This window comes from Streptomyces sp. Y309, assembly GCF_056712025.1.
Map to the genome: position 1 here is coordinate 5393623 of NZ_CM160048.1, position 15946 is coordinate 5409568.

12 protein-coding genes are annotated in these 15946 nt (G+C 71.6%); 10 read left to right on the forward strand and 2 right to left on the reverse strand.

Going from position 1 to position 15946, the window contains the following annotated elements; all coding sequences use genetic code 11:
- Window positions 1-46 precede the first annotated feature (46 nt).
- Window positions 47-496, forward strand: a complete 450-nt coding sequence (locus tag AC0KTA_RS22075; protein ID WP_481056517.1) for an NUDIX domain-containing protein — start codon at window positions 47-49, stop codon at window positions 494-496.
- A gap of 54 nt (window positions 497-550) precedes the next feature.
- On the opposite strand, the gene AC0KTA_RS22080 is transcribed toward AC0KTA_RS22075, so the two are convergent.
- Together AC0KTA_RS22080 and AC0KTA_RS22085 are read right to left on the reverse strand one after the other, a co-directional pair.
- On the reverse strand, window positions 551-766 hold the full coding sequence (locus AC0KTA_RS22080) for a hypothetical protein (protein ID WP_481049951.1): 216 nt from the start codon (window positions 764-766) through the stop codon (window positions 551-553).
- 321 nt (window positions 767-1087) lie between these two features.
- Window positions 1088-2830, reverse strand: coding sequence for a dolichyl-phosphate-mannose--protein mannosyltransferase (locus AC0KTA_RS22085; protein ID WP_481049952.1), 1743 nt, complete (start codon window positions 2828-2830; stop codon window positions 1088-1090).
- Window positions 2831-2892: 62 nt separating this feature from the next.
- Between AC0KTA_RS22085 and rsmI the strand changes: the two genes are divergently transcribed.
- The 9 genes from rsmI (at window position 2893) to AC0KTA_RS22130 (ending at window position 15726) form a co-directional block, all read left to right on the forward strand.
- Window positions 2893-3789, forward strand: a complete 897-nt coding sequence (gene rsmI / locus AC0KTA_RS22090) for a 16S rRNA (cytidine(1402)-2'-O)-methyltransferase (RefSeq protein WP_481049953.1) — start codon at window positions 2893-2895, stop codon at window positions 3787-3789.
- Between the two features lie 281 nt (window positions 3790-4070).
- Window positions 4071-4580, forward strand: a complete 510-nt coding sequence (locus AC0KTA_RS22095; RefSeq protein WP_481049954.1) for a hypothetical protein — start codon at window positions 4071-4073, stop codon at window positions 4578-4580.
- Window positions 4581-4812: 232 nt separating this feature from the next.
- Window positions 4813-5685, forward strand: a complete 873-nt coding sequence (locus AC0KTA_RS22100) for a TatD family hydrolase (protein WP_481049955.1) — start codon at window positions 4813-4815, stop codon at window positions 5683-5685.
- A gap of 187 nt (window positions 5686-5872) precedes the next feature.
- Entirely contained in the window at window positions 5873-7588 is a 1716-nt protein-coding gene (locus tag AC0KTA_RS22105) for a ubiquitin-like domain-containing protein (protein WP_481049956.1), read from the forward strand.
- A 435-nt stretch (window positions 7589-8023) separates the two neighbouring features.
- Window positions 8024-8923 carry a 16S rRNA (adenine(1518)-N(6)/adenine(1519)-N(6))-dimethyltransferase RsmA gene (gene rsmA / locus AC0KTA_RS22110; RefSeq protein WP_481049957.1) on the forward strand — a complete coding sequence of 300 codons (900 nt, stop codon included), beginning with the start codon at window positions 8024-8026 and terminating at the stop codon, window positions 8921-8923.
- A complete protein-coding gene (locus AC0KTA_RS22115; RefSeq protein ID WP_481049958.1) occupies window positions 8920-9831 on the forward strand; it encodes a 4-(cytidine 5'-diphospho)-2-C-methyl-D-erythritol kinase in 912 nt (303 codons plus the stop codon). Before rsmA ends, AC0KTA_RS22115 begins: the two co-directional genes overlap by 4 nt.
- Window positions 9832-9979: 148 nt before the next feature.
- Window positions 9980-11794 (forward strand): ABC-F family ATP-binding cassette domain-containing protein, encoded by a 1815-nt coding sequence (locus AC0KTA_RS22120; protein WP_481049959.1) that lies wholly within the window; start codon window positions 9980-9982, stop codon window positions 11792-11794.
- A gap of 145 nt (window positions 11795-11939) precedes the next feature.
- On the forward strand, window positions 11940-13778 hold the full coding sequence (locus AC0KTA_RS22125; RefSeq protein WP_481049960.1) for a collagen-like triple helix repeat-containing protein: 1839 nt from the start codon (window positions 11940-11942) through the stop codon (window positions 13776-13778).
- A gap of 49 nt (window positions 13779-13827) precedes the next feature.
- Window positions 13828-15726, forward strand: coding sequence for an outer membrane protein assembly factor BamB family protein (locus AC0KTA_RS22130; protein ID WP_481049961.1), 1899 nt, complete (start codon window positions 13828-13830; stop codon window positions 15724-15726).
- The last annotated feature ends 220 nt before the right edge of the window (window positions 15727-15946 follow it).

Below are 15946 nucleotides of genomic sequence, written 5' to 3' on the forward strand. Positions count from 1 at the left end.
TAGGCTCGGCCGTGTGAGCGAGACCGAGAATGAACACGAAGCGAAGATGGCGCGCCCGCGCATGGCGGCGGGCGCGCTGTTCTTCGATGATCAGAACCGCGTCATGCTTCTTGAGGCGACGTACAAGGACTACCGGGATATCCCGGGCGGCTACGTCGACGTTGGTGAATCCCCGCTTCAGGCGTGCGTGCGGGAGGTCCGCGAAGAGCTGGGCATCACGCCTGGGATCGGTCGCCTTCTCGCCGTCGATTGGGCTCCTAGCCCTGCCGAAGGCGACAAGGTGCTGTACCTCTTCGATGGCGGGGCTCTCCCCGCGCAGCTTCAGGAACAGATCCGGTTGCAGCGTTCCGAGATCAAGGCGTATGCCTTCCACAGCATCGACGACGTCGATTCCCTGACCATTCCGCGCCTCGCGCGACGGGTCCGGGCAGCCGTGATCGCTCGCAGCGAGGGTCGGGTGGCCTACCTGGAGCACGGCCAGTATCCGGGGCAGTAGCGAGGGCCGAAGGTAGCTCCTGGATGCCCACCGGGCTACTCCATTACCTCGAGCTCATGGGGTGCCCGCATCCGAAACGCTCTGCGCGAGATCGGTCACTGTGTCCAGGATTCCCTGACCGAAGTCAGTCGGAGCCACGAGTACCCCGAAAACCACCGCCACGGTCAGGGTCATCGTCTGGTCGACCCGGCTCCTGGCGTGCACGTCTCGACGTACCAATACGACGAGAACGACAGCGAACAGAACTGCCAAGTTGATCGTCAGTCTCACCGGATCGGCCCTTCCCCCCAGGCAGGAACGTCCCAACTTTCCTGTGTAGCCAGGCCCCGGTGACGCCGCGACTCAGTCACGGATGGTTGGCTGGTAAGACGCTCATCTGGGGCCGGATCGGCTCGTCGATGGCGGGCGTGCTCCTCCAACGTCGTTCAGGAGGCCGCCGCACTGGGCCCTCCCTATGAGTTCCGGTCGCGTCGATGAGGACGTGCGGGGCCGTCTGTGGGCCGTCCGAGGGCGGCCCAGGACGACCGACAACGACCAACAACGGCAAGAGGGGCGCGACCGAAGTCGCGCCCCTCAGCCTTGTTCGCCCAGCTAGACCCAGGTATCGAGCCACATTCTGGAACGCCAGGAATCGATCGGGATCGCCTGGCCGGTATAGATCGGCCAGAAATAAATGAAATTCCAGAAGATCAGCAGGACCAGGACACCCGAGGCCGCGGCACCCACCACCCGGCGCCGCTCCGAGGACCCCGGCGGCCCCAGAATGGCCCCGATCAGCATCGCGAGCGCCAGACAGAGGAACGGCACGAAGACCACGGCGTAGAAGTAGAAGATCGTCCGTTCCTGGTACATGAACCACGGCAGATAGCCCGCCGCGACCCCGCACACGATCGCGCCCGCCCGCCAGTCCCTGCGGAAGAACCAGCGCCACAGGACATAGAGCAGCGCGAACGCCGCCGCCCACCAGAGCAGCGGCGTGCCGAGCGCGAGCACCTCGCGCGCGCACTTCTCCTTGGTGTCGGCGGGACAGCCGTCCTTGCCGGGCGCCGGGGACTCGTAGAAGTACGAGACGGGGCGGCCGTCGACGATCCAGCTCCACGGGTTGGACTGGTAGGTGTGCGGCGAGGACAGGCCGACGTGGAAGTCGTAGACCTTGTTCTCGTAGTGCCACAGGCTGCGCAGCCAGTCCGGCAGCCAGGTCCAGCCGCCGCCCTTGCCCGCGGTCGCCGCCCAGTCGCGGTAGTAGCCGCCGGTGCCGTCGCTCGGCGACAGGATCCAGCCCAGCCAGGACAGCAGGTACGTGCCCACCGCGACCGGCACCGTCGTCACGAACGCCGGCAGGACGTCCCGCCTGAACACCGCCGCGTACGGCCGCTGCGCCCCCGCCACGCGCCGCGCGCCCACGTCCCACAACACGGTCATCAGGCAGAAGAACACCATGATGTAGAGGCCGTTCCACTTCGTGGCGAAGGCCAGGCCGAGGCAGAGCCCGGCCGCCCAGCGCCACGGCCGCCACCCGATGCGCAGCGTCTCCGCCACGTACGCGTCGGGGCGCGCGATGCCGTCGGCGTCCACCGGCAGCGCCGCCGCGAGTCTCGCGCGCGCCTTGTCCCGGTCGACGAGGAAGCAGCCGAACGCCGCGAGCACGAAGAACATCAGGACCTGGTCGAGCAGCGCCGTGCGGCTCATCACGAAGTGCAGGCCGTCCACGGCGAGCAGCGCGCCCGCCAGGCAGCCGAGGAACGTCGAGCGGAAGAGCCGCCGCCCGATCCGGCACAGCATCAGCACCGACAGCGTGCCGAGCACCGCCGTCATGAACCGCCAGCCGAACGGATCGAGGCCGAACAGCCACTCCCCGACACCGATCACGTACTTGCCGACCGGCGGATGGACGACGTACGCCGGATCCGTGGGCAGCGCGACCCCGCTGCCCTGCTCGATGACCGCGTCGTTGACCTTGTCCGGCCAACTCAGTTCATAGCCCTTGTGGATGAGGGCCCAGGCGTCCTTGGCGTAGTACGTCTCGTCGAATATCACGGCCTTCGGGCTGCCGAGATTCCAGAACCGCAGCAGCCCCGCCACCAGCGCGACACCCAGCGGCCCGAGCCAGCCCGACCACCGCACCAGCGGCTCGGACAGCTGCCGGGGGACGCCGAGCGCCGCCCAGATCCGGTCACCGGGCCGGGCGTACGGCGGGTCGAGCCGCGTCCGCACATCGCCTCTGCGCTGCGCCGCGTGGCCGAAGCGGCGCAGCCTGTGCTGCCACGACGACGGCTGCTGCTCCTCGGCTGGCCGGCCCTGGCGGGTCTCCGGGGAAGACGCGGTACTGGTCACCGCGCCATCGTAGGGAACCAGACTGTGTCAGTCCCGCGCCCGGCCCCTGCGAGGATGGATCCGTGACAGGAAGCGCAGATTCACCCCTGAGTCCCGCCGCGGGCCCCGGCACCCTCGTCCTCGCGGGCACGCCCATCGGCGACGTCGCGGACGCCCCGCCCCGGCTCGCCGCCGAACTGGCCGGCGCCGACGTCGTGGCCGCCGAGGACACCCGCAGGCTGCGCCGGCTCACGCAGGCGCTCGGCGTGCAGGTGCGCGGCCGGGTCGTGTCGTACTTCGAGGGCAACGAGGCGGCGCGCACGCCGGAGCTGGTCGAGGCGCTCGCGGGCGGGGCGCGGGTGCTCCTGGTGACGGACGCGGGCATGCCGTCGGTGTCCGACCCCGGCTACCGCCTGGTGGCCGCCGCCGTCGAGCGCGACATCCGCGTCACGGCGGTGCCCGGGCCGTCCGCCGTCCTGACCGCCCTCGCGCTCTCCGGCCTGCCCGTGGACCGCTTCTGCTTCGAGGGCTTCCTGCCGCGCAAGGCGGGCGAGCGGCTCTCGCGGCTGCGCGAGGCGGCCGAGGAGCGGCGCACGCTCGTGTACTTCGAGTCGCCGCGCCGCCTGGACGACACCCTCGCCGCGATGGCCGAGGCCTTCGGCGACGAGCGCAGGGCGGCGGTGTGCCGGGAGCTGACGAAGACGTACGAAGAGGTCCGCCGCGGTTCGCTGAAGGAGCTCGCGGAGTGGGCGGCGCCCGGCGACGTGCGCGGCGAGATCACGGTCGTGGTCGCGGGCGCCCCGGACAAGGACCCCGGCGAGCTCGGGCCCGACGAACTGGTGCGCCGGGTGCGGGTGCGCGAGGAGGCGGGGGAGCGGCGCAAGGAGGCCATCGCGGCGGTCGCGGCCGAGGTGGGGCTGCCCAAGCGGGAGGTGTTCGACGCGGTGGTGGCCGCGAAGAACGCGGCGGGCGGGGCGTAGCCCGGAGCGTGCCGGCAGCGCCCGCGCATCTGCCCCGCGCGAAGAGGCGTGAAAGAGCCCATCCGCAGGCAAAGGACTATCGTGAAAAGCAAAGCGTGGGTCGCGCACCAGGCTGTTTTTCCATGGGACTGCCAAATCGGGTCCAACACTCGACAGGTCTGATGCGCTCGCTCCGGGAAAGGCGTCCACTGGGTGAAGGGACGCACCCGTCCCACGCTGCCGGACCGGGTCCGGAAAGATCCCGGACGGCGGTGCTTGTCCAGCGGACAAGAGGAGCTGGCATGAGTGAGATCGCAGACACCGGTCACCGCCCCACGGCCGCCAAGGTCGTCGAGGAGTCCTACGCCTTCGCCTGCATGCGCTGCGGGCACGGCTGGGAGCAGACGTACGAGATAGAGCACCACATCGACGCCAAGGGCCAGGAATTCGTGATGTACCTGGCGGACGGCCGCCACGTGCCGTCCCCGCTGACCCGGCCCACCTGCCTGAACTGCGGCGGGCACGTGGTGCGGATCATGCGGGCGGGCCAGGTGTCATCCGTGCGGTCGGCTCTGGAGTCCCTGTACCAACAGCAGCGCGCGCCGGGCCCGACCCAGTCCATCGCGGGGCCGCCGGTGGGGCCGAAGGGGCCGGACACCGCGGAAGGCGCCGAAGGCGCGGCGAGCGCGGACGCCGCGGGCGGCACGGACACCGCGGACGCCGCGGCTGACGCCGCCAAGCACACGCCCGCCCACCACTGGCACTGGCGCCTCTCGGACCTGCTGCACCCGTTCCACCGCAAGGCGGGCTGAGCCCTCGCGGGGTGCGCCCCAGTCCCGCCCCTTCCCGTAACCAGGGGGCTCCGCCCCCTGGACCCCCGTATCGCCGCTTCGCGGCTCGTCCTCAATCGCCGGACGGGCTGGATATGTGCCGGTGATTTCAGCCCCTCCGGCGTTTGAGGAGCGGGGGTCCGGGGGCGGAGCCCCCGGTTACGGGAAGGGGCGGGATTGGGGAGCCCCCGGCAGGGCTTCGTACGATCGACGTATGCCTGCCGACAAGAACGCCGCCCCACCGCTCCCCGCCCCCCTGCGGGTGCACGTCGCCGACTCCCACACCCACCTCGACATGCAGTCCGGCACAGTCGAGGAGGCGCTGGCGCAGGCCGCCGCGGTGGGCGTGACGACCGTCGTCCAGGTCGGCTGCGACGTAGCGGGCTCCCACTGGGCGGCCGACACCGCGGCCACCCACGCCCCCGTACACGCGACAGTGGCCCTGCACCCCAACGAGGCACCACGCATCGTGCACGGCGACCCCGACGGCTGGTCCCGCCAGGGCGCGCGCCCCGCCGGAGGCGAGAGCGCCCTCGACGAGGCGCTCGCCGAGATCGACGCCCTCGCCGCGCTGCCGCACGTCAAGGGCGTCGGCGAGACCGGCCTCGACTACTTCCGCACCGGCCCGGAGGGCAAGGCGGCCCAGGAGCGCTCGTTCCGCGCGCACATCGAGATCGCCAAGCGGCACGGCAAGGCCCTGGTGATCCACGATCGGGAGGCCCACGAAGATGTGCTACGCGTCCTGAAGGAGGAGGGCGCGCCCGAGCGCACCGTCTTCCACTGCTACTCCGGCGACGCCGAGATGGCCCAACTCTGCGCGGAACACGGCTACTTCATGTCCTTCGCGGGCAACGTCACCTTCAAGAACGCCCAGCCGCTGCGCGACGCGCTGGCCGTCGCGCCCCTCGAACTCGTCCTCGTCGAGACCGACGCGCCCTTCCTGACACCCGCCCCGTACCGCGGACGGCCCAACGCCCCCTATCTCATTCCGGTCACGTTGCGCGCCATGGCCGAGGTGCGCGGCATCGACGAGGACGCCATGGCCGCGGCGATCTCGTCGAACACGGCCCGCGCCTTTGATTACTGATCGATAACGACCGAAGCCTTCCCCGGCCTGACAGCTTGGGTCAGTGCAGCGACACAGAGTAGTCACGCTGCTTTGGAGAGTGACGGCGCCTCCGCTAGGTTCTGCAAGCCGATCGGCACGTGCGGATCTCCGCACGTGCCGATCGGCGCCTGGCTTGTCAGTGGTCACTTGTCGCTGGAGCGTCGTCGTGAGCAAACCGCAGTACGAGACGTATGAGCAGCAGCCGCAGTACGCGCCGCCGCGCGAGCCGCACGGTTCGTACGACGCGTACGAGCCCTACGACGCGCACGGCCCCGCGTACGGGTACGAGTACGGCGGCGACGGCGGGAGCACCGGAGGCCCCGGGGGCGGCCCCGCCACGCAGGTCTTCCCGTCCGGTGAATTCGGGGCGGCCGACGAGTTCGACGAGTACGGCCGGACCGAGGGCTTCGCCGGGAACAGTGTGCCGACGCAGGCGTACGGCGTGGGCGGGCCCGCCGCGGACGAGCTCCCGACGCGGGTGTTCACGCCCGACGCGTTCGGCGGGGGCGGGTTCGCGGAGGCCGAGGCCGAGTGGGGCGCGGAGCCGGAGAGGGAGCGGGAGCGGCTGCCGGAGTGGGAGCCGGGGGCGGGGTCCGGGGGTGCGGCGTCGCTGCCCCGGCAGGGGCGCGGGGCGGGTGCCGACGGGCGGGCCGACGGACGTGCCGATGGGCGGCGGGCCGATGGGCGGACCGAAGCGGGCGCTGACGGACGCACCGAAGCGGGCGCAGCCGGACGCACCGACGGGCGGGCCGGGGCGCGCCGCGCCGCGCGGCGCCGTCGGACCACCGGGCGGCGGCCCGACGGCCTGCGCCGACTCCTGCCGCAGGCCCTCGTCGTCGCCTTCCTCGCCGGCGGCACCTCCGCCTTCGTCGCCAACGACAAGGCCGTCCAGCTGAGCGTCGACGGCAGGTCCCGCACGCTGCACACCTTCGCCGACGACGTGGGTGAACTCCTCGCCGACGAGGGCGTGGACGTCGGCGCGCACGACCTCGTGGCGCCCACCGCCACCACCGCCCTCGCCAGCGGCGACGAGATCGCCGTCCGCTACGGGCGGCCCGTCCGCCTCACCCTCGACGGGCAGCCCCGCAAGGTGTGGACGACGGCCCGCACGGTGGACGGCGCGCTGCGCCAGCTCGGGGTGCGCGCCGAGGGTGCCTACCTCTCCACCTCGCGCGGCAGCCGCATCGCCCGCGAAGGGCTCGACCTCGACGTCCGCACCGAGCGCACCGTGACGATCATGGCCGACGGGCGGGCCCGCACCATCCGTACGAACGCGGCGACCGTCGGCGAGGCAGTCGAGGAGTCCGGGGTCACCCTGCGCGGCTCCGACACGACGTCCGTGCCGCCCGGCAGCTTCCCGCGCGACGGGCAGACCGTCACCGTCATGCGGATCTCCGGCCGCCAGGAGGTGCGGGAGGAGCCGATTCCGTACGAGGTGCGCAGGACCGAGGACGCCTCGCTGCCGCGCGGCACGGAGGTGGTGGCGCAGGCAGGGCGCGCGGGCGCGCGGCGGATCACGTACTCGGTGCGCACCGTCAACGGCGTGCGGCAGAAGCCGAAGCGGTTGCGGAGCGAGGTGGTGCGGGAGCCGCAGGCGCGGATCGTGAAGGTCGGTACGAAGGTGCAGCCGACGGCCGTCGCCGGGGCCGAGGGGCTCAACTGGGGGGCGCTTGCCGCCTGCGAGTCGGGGGGGCGGGCCAACGCCGTGGATCCCTCCGGTACGTACGGCGGGCTCTACCAGTTCGACACCCGGACCTGGCAGGCCCTCGGCGGTCGGGGGCGCCCCCAGGACGCCCCCGCCAACGAACAGACCCTCCGCGCCAAGAAGCTGTACGTCCAGCGCGGGGCTTCGCCGTGGCCCCACTGCGGCGGCCGCCTCTGACCTCCGGCCCGGTGGGGGGCCTTCCTGTCCCGCCGCTCCGCGGCGGACATCTCCCACCCGCCCGCCCGTTTCCACCACACATGCGGCGTCGGGCCGGCACCGGGGTCGCGGCGTGCGGGGGCTACGGGCGGGCCAGGCTTCCGGTGCCGGGGAGGGTTGTTCGGCGTCGACGGGGTGAGTGGGGGCCCGGTCGACGCCGGAGCCAATGGCTCCGGTCCGTTGCCTGCCCCGGGGCGCCCTGAGGTCGAGGCTCCGGTCCGTTGCCCGCCCCGGGGCGTCCTGAGGCCGACGGGCGGAGTATCAGCCCGTCCGGCGTTTGAGGACGAGGCCCGGAGGGCCGAAAAGGGGGAGAGGGGCGAAGCCCCATAAGGGGGGAAGCAGCTCCAAGGCGCCCACGCCAGCAAAGTGCGGCGCACCCAGGGCTACCCTGGGGCGGTGACCACCGAGCAAGGCGCCCTCCTGGGCCCCGCCGACATCCGCGACCTCGCCGCGACCCTCGGCGTACGCCCGACCAAGCAGCGCGGCCAGAACTTCGTCATCGACGCGAACACCGTCCGCCGCATCGTCCGCACCGCGGAGGTCGGCCCGGACGACGTCGTCGTGGAGGTCGGCCCGGGCCTCGGCTCGCTGACCCTGGCCCTCCTGGAGACCGCGTCCCACGTCACCGCCGTGGAGATCGACGACGTGCTCGCCGCGGCGCTCCCGTCGACGGTCGAGGCCCGCCTCCCCGCGAAGGCGGCCTCCTTCGACCTGGTCCACAGCGACGCCATGCTCGTCCGCGAACTCCCGGGCCCCGCCCCGACCGCCCTGGTCGCGAACCTCCCGTACAACGTCGCCGTACCGGTCCTGCTGCACATGCTGGACACCTTCCCCACCATCGAGCGCACGCTGGTGATGGTGCAGGCCGAGGTCGCCGACCGGCTCGCCGCCGACCCGGGCTCGAAGGTGTACGGCGTCCCGTCGGTGAAGGCGAACTGGTACGCCGAGGTCAAGCGCGCGGGCGCCATCGGCCGCAACGTCTTCTGGCCCGCCCCGAACGTCGACTCGGGCCTGGTGTCGCTGGTGCGCCGCGCCGAGCCCGTGAAGACCACCGCGTCCAAGCGGGAGGTGTTCGCGGTCGTCGACGCCGCGTTCGCCCAGCGCAGGAAGACGCTGCGCGCGGCCCTCGCGGGCTGGGCGGGCTCCGCCGCCGCGGCCGAGGCGGCCCTGGTCGCGGCGGGCGTCTCACCGCAGGCACGCGGCGAGTCCCTGACGGTGGAGGAGTTCGCGCGGATCGCGGAGAACAAGCTCACCGCCACCGACACCACCGCCGAAACCGAGGAACCCGGTAAGTGACCCCGCCCCCCGCCATCACCGTCCGCGTCCCCGCCAAGGTCAACGCCCAGCTCGCCGTCGGCGCCGCCCGCCCCGACGGCTTCCACGACCTCGCGAACGTCTTCCTGGCCGTCGGCCTGTACGACGAGGTCACCGTGACCCCCGCGGACGAGCTGCGCGTGACCTGCGAGGGGCCGGGCGCCGACCAGGTCCCCCTGGACCGCACGAACCTGGCGGCGCGCGCGGCCGAGGCGCTGGCCGCGCGGTACGGCCGCCGGGCCGACGTACACATCCACATCACCAAGGACATCCCCGTGGCGGGCGGCATGGCGGGCGGCAGCGCGGACGGTGCGGGCGCCCTGGTGGCGTGCGACGCGCTGTGGGGCACCGGCGCCTCCCGTGCCGAACTCCTCGACATCTGCGCCGAGTTGGGCAGCGACGTGCCGTTCAGCCTGGTCGGCGGCGCGGCGCTCGGCACCGGGCGGGGCGAGCAGCTGACCGGCCTGACCGTCGGCGGCACCTTCCACTGGGTGTTCGCCGTCGCCGACGGCGGCCTCTCCACCCCGGCCGTGTACGGGGAGTTCGACCGCCTCACCCCGGAGGCCCCCGCCCCCGAGGCGTCCGCAGCCCTGCTGGACGCCCTCCGCACCGGCGACGCCACCGCCCTCGCGGCCGCCCTCGCCAACGACCTCCAGCCCGCCGCGCTCTCCCTCTTCCCGGCGCTCGCCGACACCCTGAAGACGGGCACCGCGGCCGGCGCCCTGGCCGCCATCGTCTCCGGCTCCGGCCCCACCACCGCCTTCCTGGCGAAGGACCCGGAGTCCGCCCGGCACGTGGCCGAGGCCCTCCGCACCTCCGGCACCTGCCGCACCGCCCGCGTCGCCGCCTCCCCCGCCCCGGGCGCGACGGTGATCGATCCGCGCCCCTAGCGTCGGCGGCGTACCGCGCCCGCAGCGTCGGCGGCGTACCGCGCCCCCGGCACCGGCGGCGTACCCCCGCGCGACAGGCTCCCACCGCCGAAGGCTCCGGAGCCCGACTAGGCTGGACGATCGATCGCATTCCGTCGTCAGGAGAGAAATGGCCGTCAACCTGGTCAATGTCGAGGCAGTCAGCAAGGTGTACGGCACCCGCGCGCTGCTCGACGGTGTCTCACTCGGTGTGTCCGAGGGGGACAGGATCGGCGTGGTCGGGCGCAACGGTGACGGGAAGACGACCCTCATCCGCATGCTCGCCAAGCTGGAGGAGGCCGATTCGGGGCGCGTCACGCACAGCGGCGGCCTGCGGATCGGGGTGCTCACGCAGCACGACTCGCTGGACCCCGAGGCCACCGTGCGGCACGAGGTCATCGGTGACATGGCCGACCACGAGTGGGCGGGCAGCGCCAAGATCCGGGACGTACTCACGGGCCTGTTCGGCGGGCTCGCCCTGCCCGGCTTCGAGCACGGCCTCGACACCGTCATCGGGCCGCTCTCGGGCGGTGAGCGGCGGCGCATCGCGCTCGCGAAGCTGCTGATCGACGAGCAGGACCTCATCGTGCTCGACGAGCCCACCAACCACCTCGACGTGGAAGGGATTTCGTGGCTCGCGCGGCATCTGCGCGAGCGCCGCTCGGCCCTGGTCTGCGTCACCCACGACCGGTGGTTCCTGGACCAGGTGTGCACGCGGATGTGGGACGTACAGAAGGGCACGGTCTACGAGTACGAGGGCGGGTACTCCGACTACGTCTTCGCGCGCGCCGAGCGCGAGCGGATCGCCGCCACCGAGGAGACCAAGCGGCAGAACCTGGTCCGCAAGGAGCTCGCGTGGCTGCGCCGCGGCGCCCCGGCCCGCACCTCCAAGCCCCGCTTCCGCGTCGAGGCCGCCAACGCGCTGATCCAGGACGTGCCGCCGCCGCGGGACAGCAGCGAGCTGATGAAGTTCGCCACCACCCGGCTCGGCAAGACCGTCTTCGACCTGGAGGACGTGAGCGTCCAGGCCGGACCCAAGCTGCTGCTCAAGCACCTGACCTGGCAGCTCGGCCCCGGCGACCGCATCGGCCTGGTCGGTGTGAACGGCGCCGGCAAGACCTCCCTGCTGCGCGCCATGGCGGATGCCGCCCGCACGGACGGCGACAAGCAGCCCGCCGCCGGCCGCGTCGTCGTCGGCAAGACCGTCAAGCTGGCCTACCTCTCGCAGGAGGTCGCCGAGCTGGACCCGGCGCTCCGGGTCCTGGAGGCCGTGCAGCAGGTGCGCGAGCGGGTCGACCTCGGCAAGGGCCGGGAGATGACCGCGGGGCAGCTCTGCGAGACGTTCGGGTTCAGCAAGGAGAAGCAGTGGACGCCCGTCGGCGACCTGTCCGGCGGTGAGCGGCGGCGGCTGCAGCTGCTGCGCCTCCTCATGGACGAGCCGAACGTCCTCTTCCTCGACGAGCCCACCAACGACCTCGACATCGAGACGCTGACGCAGCTGGAGGACGTGCTCGACGGGTGGCCCGGCTCGATGGTGGTCATCTCGCACGACCGGTTCTTCGTCGAGCGCACCACCGACCGCGTGTTCGCGCTCCTGGGCGACGCGACGATGCGGATGCTGCCGCGCGGCATCGACGAGTATCTGGAGCGCAGGCAGCGCATGACCGAGGCCGCCGCCCCGGCCGCCCCCGCGCCCACTGCCGCCGCCCCGGCCGGGACGAAGAGCGTGTCCGCGGCCGACGCGCGTGCGGCGAAGAAGGAACTCCAGAAGATCGAGCGGCAGCTGGACAAGGTTTCCGAGAAGGAGACCAAGCTGCACGCACAGATCGCCGATAACGCCACAGACTTTGAAAAGGTGGCGAAACTGGACGCGGAGCTCCGGGAACTCGTCGGCGAGCGCGAGGAGTTGGAGATGCGCTGGCTGGAACTCGCGGAGGACGCGTGAGCATCCCGTAACAGACGCATCACAGGCCGGTCCTCCCTTGGGTACAGGGGCGGGACCGGCCCCTGTCATGGCTTGAATGGGGTGATAGAAAGGTCGGCCTGAGCACCACTTGGCGTGCCGAAAATCAGTGAAGGGGGAAGCGCTGATGACTCAGCCGCCCAACCAGCCGCCGCACGGCGGCTTCGGAGCTCCACAGGATCCACAGCAGCCCGGCCAGCCGCCGACTCCGCAGCCGGGGCAACCGCAGGCCCCGCAGCCCGGCTACGGCTACCCGCAGCAGCCGCCCGGCCAGCCTCAGCAGCCCGGCCCCTACGGCTACCCGCAGCAGCCGGGCCCGTACGGCCAGCCCGCGCAGCCGGGCCAGCCGGGTCCCTACGGCCAGCCCGCGCAGCCCGGCCAGCCAGGCCCCTACGGTCAGCCGCAGCAGCCGGGTCCGTACGGCCAGCCCACGCAGCCCGGCCAGGCGGGCCCCTACGGCCAGCAGCCGGGGTACGGCTATCCGCAGCAGGGTCAGCCCGGTGGTCCCGGCACCCCGCCCGGCGGCGGTGGCGGCGGCAAGAGCCCCTTCAAGGGCAAGCCCGCGGTGATCATCGGCGCGGCCGTGGCGGCCCTGCTCGTCGCGGGCGGCGCCGTCTTCGCGGTCACCAGCGGCGGTGACGACGACAAGAAGAAGTCCGACGCGAAGAACAAGGACCCCAAGTCCTCCGCCTCCGCCCCGGTCAACCCGGGCGACGGCAGCGGCGACGGCCACGAAGGCAAGGAGGACCTCAACGCGGGCCGCCAGCCGGACGAGGCCAAGGTGCTCTGGTACAAGGAGGCCCCCAAGGTCCCCGGCAAGGGCGCCGACGCCCCCGGCATGTGGGTCGAGGACGGCGTCGCGGCCAAGGCGGCGTACAAGGAAGTCCTCGGCTACAAGGTCGCGGACGGCAAGCCCGCCTGGCCCGCCATCGAGGTGCAGTACGACATCTGCGCCGCGTCCAAGCAGGTCAGCGAGGACGGCAAGATCGCCATCGCGTACAAGAGCGGCACGAAGAGCTCCGCCAAGTGCGACCAGCTCCAGGTCGTGGACCTGAAGACGGGCAAGAAGGGCTGGAAGAAGACGATCAAGGAGGAAGGTCTCTTCGACTCCACGCTCAGCCTCGAACTGAACATCACCGGCGACACGTTGATGGTCGGCCGCTCCCAGTCCGGCACCGCCTTCAGCATGAGCGACGGCGACCAGATGTTCGTGACCCGCAAGAAGGACGAGGGCACCTGCTTCCCGGCCGGGTTCACCGGCGGCGACCGCCTCCTGATGGCGATGTCGTGCGGCGCGAGCACGCCCACCGAGCACGACGAGATCGCCGAACTCGACCCCGAGACCGGCAAGATCAAGTGGACGAAGAAGTTCCCCAAGGGCTGGCGCCTCGAGCACGTCTACTCCACCAGCCCCACGGTCCTCTACGCCACCAACGAGGACAAGAAGCAGTGGAACATCACCACGCTGAAGTCCGGCAGCTCCGCCACCCGTTCCGAGGTCCAGGTCGACGAGGACTTCGCGCCGGAGTGCGGCTGGGGCGGCCTCGGGCGTGACCTGCAGGCCTGCGCCGGCGTCGCGGCCGACGAGAAGTACCTCTACCTGCCGACCAAGAAGACCACCGGCGCCAACGAGATCGTCGCGATCAGCCTCGCCACCGGCAAGGAGGCCTGGCGGGCGAAGTCCCCGCAGGACACCTCGATGCTGCCGCTGAAGACGCAGAACGGCGACCTGGTGGCGTACGTCGAGCCTTCGTACGACGGCGGCGGCCGGGTCGTGTCCATCGGGACCAGCGGCACGCACACGCCGAAGACCCTGCTGAAGCACCCGGAAGGGACGTCGCGGATCGAGAACGGCTTCTTCTCGAAGGCGATCGACTACGTGGACGGGCGCTTCTACATCTCCCAGACCAGGCTCTCCGGCACCGCTCAGGGGCGCGAGAAGCTGATGCTGGCCTACGGCAAGTAGCGCTCCCCACCCGCTTGATCACCCTCTTTCGTCCCCAAGGAAAGTTGTCATGACACAGCCGCCCCAGCCGCCCAACCAGCCCCCGCAGGGCGGTTTCGGCGCCCCTCAGGACCCCCCGCCCGGCGGGTTCGGCGCGCCTCAGGACCCCTCGCAGCAGGGCTACGGCTACCCGCAGGCGCCGCCGCCCGCCGCTCCCGCGGCCCCGCCCGCGGCCCCCCAGACGCCCCCGCCGCCCCCGCAGGGCCAGCCGAACTACGGCTACCCGCAGGCGCCGGGAGCCCCGGGGACCCCGCCGCCCGCGGCGCCCGGCACCCCGCCGCCCGCGTACGGCCAGCCGACGCAGCCGGCCTTCCCGGCCGCGGGCCAGCAGCAGCCCGGCTACGGCTACCCGGGGCAGCCCGGCCAGCAGCCGGGGTACGGCTACCCGGGCCAGCCGACCATGCCCATGCAGCCCCAGCCGGGCGGCGGCGGTGGCGGCAAGAAGCCCAACAAGCAGATGACGATCATCGTGGCGGCCGTCGCGGCCATCGCCCTGATCGTCGGCGGCGGTGTCTGGTACGCCTCGACGCAGAAGGACGACGACAAGAACAACAGCGCCAAGGGCGGCGACGGCAAGGGCGGCAAGGGCAAGGGCGGCGACAAGGACGGCCCGCCGGCCCCCGGCGGCCCCGCCAAGGAGAAGGTCCCGGGGAACACCAGCGCCAAGGTGGGCTTCCAGATCCCGGCGCCCGCGGTGCCCAAGGACGACATCTGGAGCGTCGCGGGCTCCTGGCTGACCGACGACACGTACGTGAAGAGCGGCTTCGTCGGCAAGGACAAGGACCACGCCCTCATCGCCTACGACCCGGCGTCCGGCAAGCAGAAGTGGACGATCCCGCTGGCCGGTGAGACCTGCGCGGTCTCCAAGGAGGTCACGAAGGAGGGCATCGCCGCGGTCGTCTACAAGGACGCCAAGTCCACCAAGGCGAACAAGTACCCCGACTGCAGCGAGGTCGCCGCGGTCGACCTGAAGTCCGGCAAGAAGCTGTGGTCGGAGAACGTCTCCACCAGCGGCTCGAAGGTGGAGTTCGAGGAGATCGCCATCTCCGGTGACACCATCGCCGCGGGCGCAGGCACCGGCGGCACGGGCGCCGCCTGGAACATGTCCGGCAAGCTCCTGTGGAAGCCGTCGGTCGGCGACACGTGCAAGGACGCCGGTTACGCGGGCGGCGACCAGCTCGTCGCGGTCCGCAAGTGCGGCGACTACGACGACGCGAAGCTCAAGATCCAGCTCCTCGACCCGAAGACGGGCAAGGAGAAGTGGTCCTACCCGCTGGCTCCCGGCATCGACAACGCCAAGATCATCTCGACCAACCCGGTCGTCTTCGGCCAGGACACCGAGGAGATCACGGCGAGCGGCGCCACCGACGTGTTCTCGCTGAGCAACAACGGCAAGCTGCGCGCCCGCATCAAGCTCGAGGACGGCAAGTACTCCCACGACTGCGAGGTCAACAAGTGGGCGAGCTGCAACGCCATCGTCGTCGGCAACGACAAGCTGTACGTGCCCACGCGCCAGCACGACGCGGGCGGTTCGGACTACGGCTTCACCAACGAGATCATCGCGTTCTCGCTGGCCACCGGCAAGACGACCGGTGACCGCGCCGACGCCGGCAAGGACGGCGAGATGTTCCCGCTGCGCATGGACGGCGGCAACGTCCTCGCGTACAAGGGCGGCGGCTACAACAAGGGCGCCAAGGTCGTCTCGCTCGACGGCGGGTCGATGAAGGAGACCACGCTCCTGGAGACGCCCGCGACCGAATCGGTCAGCAGCGCCATCAGCGGCATGGTCCCGAAGTCCAATGAACTGCTGTACACGAACGGCAACTTGTTCATGGGCAAGAAGCTGATCAGCAAGCCGTACTCCAAGGACGACAAGGAGTACATCGCGCTGGGCTTCACCACGCAGTGACCGGCCGCGCCGCGCAGGGTAAGCGCGGCGCGCCCACAGCGGTACCGGACGGCCCCGCACTCGCCCGATCGAGTGCGGGGCCGTTTCCGTCGTGTGAGGTTCACGCTCCGTACTCGCGTACACCCCATCGCTCTGAAAGGCAGTGATTGAGGCATTCCGGGCCGCTTCTGGACGGTAGGGGCAGCGCAACGTCGAACAAGCGTGTAGCTTCCGGGAGATG

What these genes read in the sequence shown, in the direction of transcription:
- AC0KTA_RS22075 (WP_481056517.1), top strand. Translation starts at nt 47, where the DNA reads ATGGCGCGCCCGCGCATGGCGGCGGGCGCGCTGTTCTTCGATGATCAG.
- AC0KTA_RS22095 (WP_481049954.1), top strand. Translation starts at nt 4,071, where the DNA reads ATGAGTGAGATCGCAGACACCGGTCACCGCCCCACGGCCGCCAAGGTC.
- AC0KTA_RS22100 (WP_481049955.1), top strand. Translation starts at nt 4,813, where the DNA reads ATGCCTGCCGACAAGAACGCCGCCCCACCGCTCCCCGCCCCCCTGCGG.
- AC0KTA_RS22120 (WP_481049959.1), top strand. Translation starts at nt 9,980, where the DNA reads ATGGCCGTCAACCTGGTCAATGTCGAGGCAGTCAGCAAGGTGTACGGC.
- AC0KTA_RS22125 (WP_481049960.1), top strand. Translation starts at nt 11,940, where the DNA reads ATGACTCAGCCGCCCAACCAGCCGCCGCACGGCGGCTTCGGAGCTCCA.
- AC0KTA_RS22130 (WP_481049961.1), top strand. Translation starts at nt 13,828, where the DNA reads ATGACACAGCCGCCCCAGCCGCCCAACCAGCCCCCGCAGGGCGGTTTC.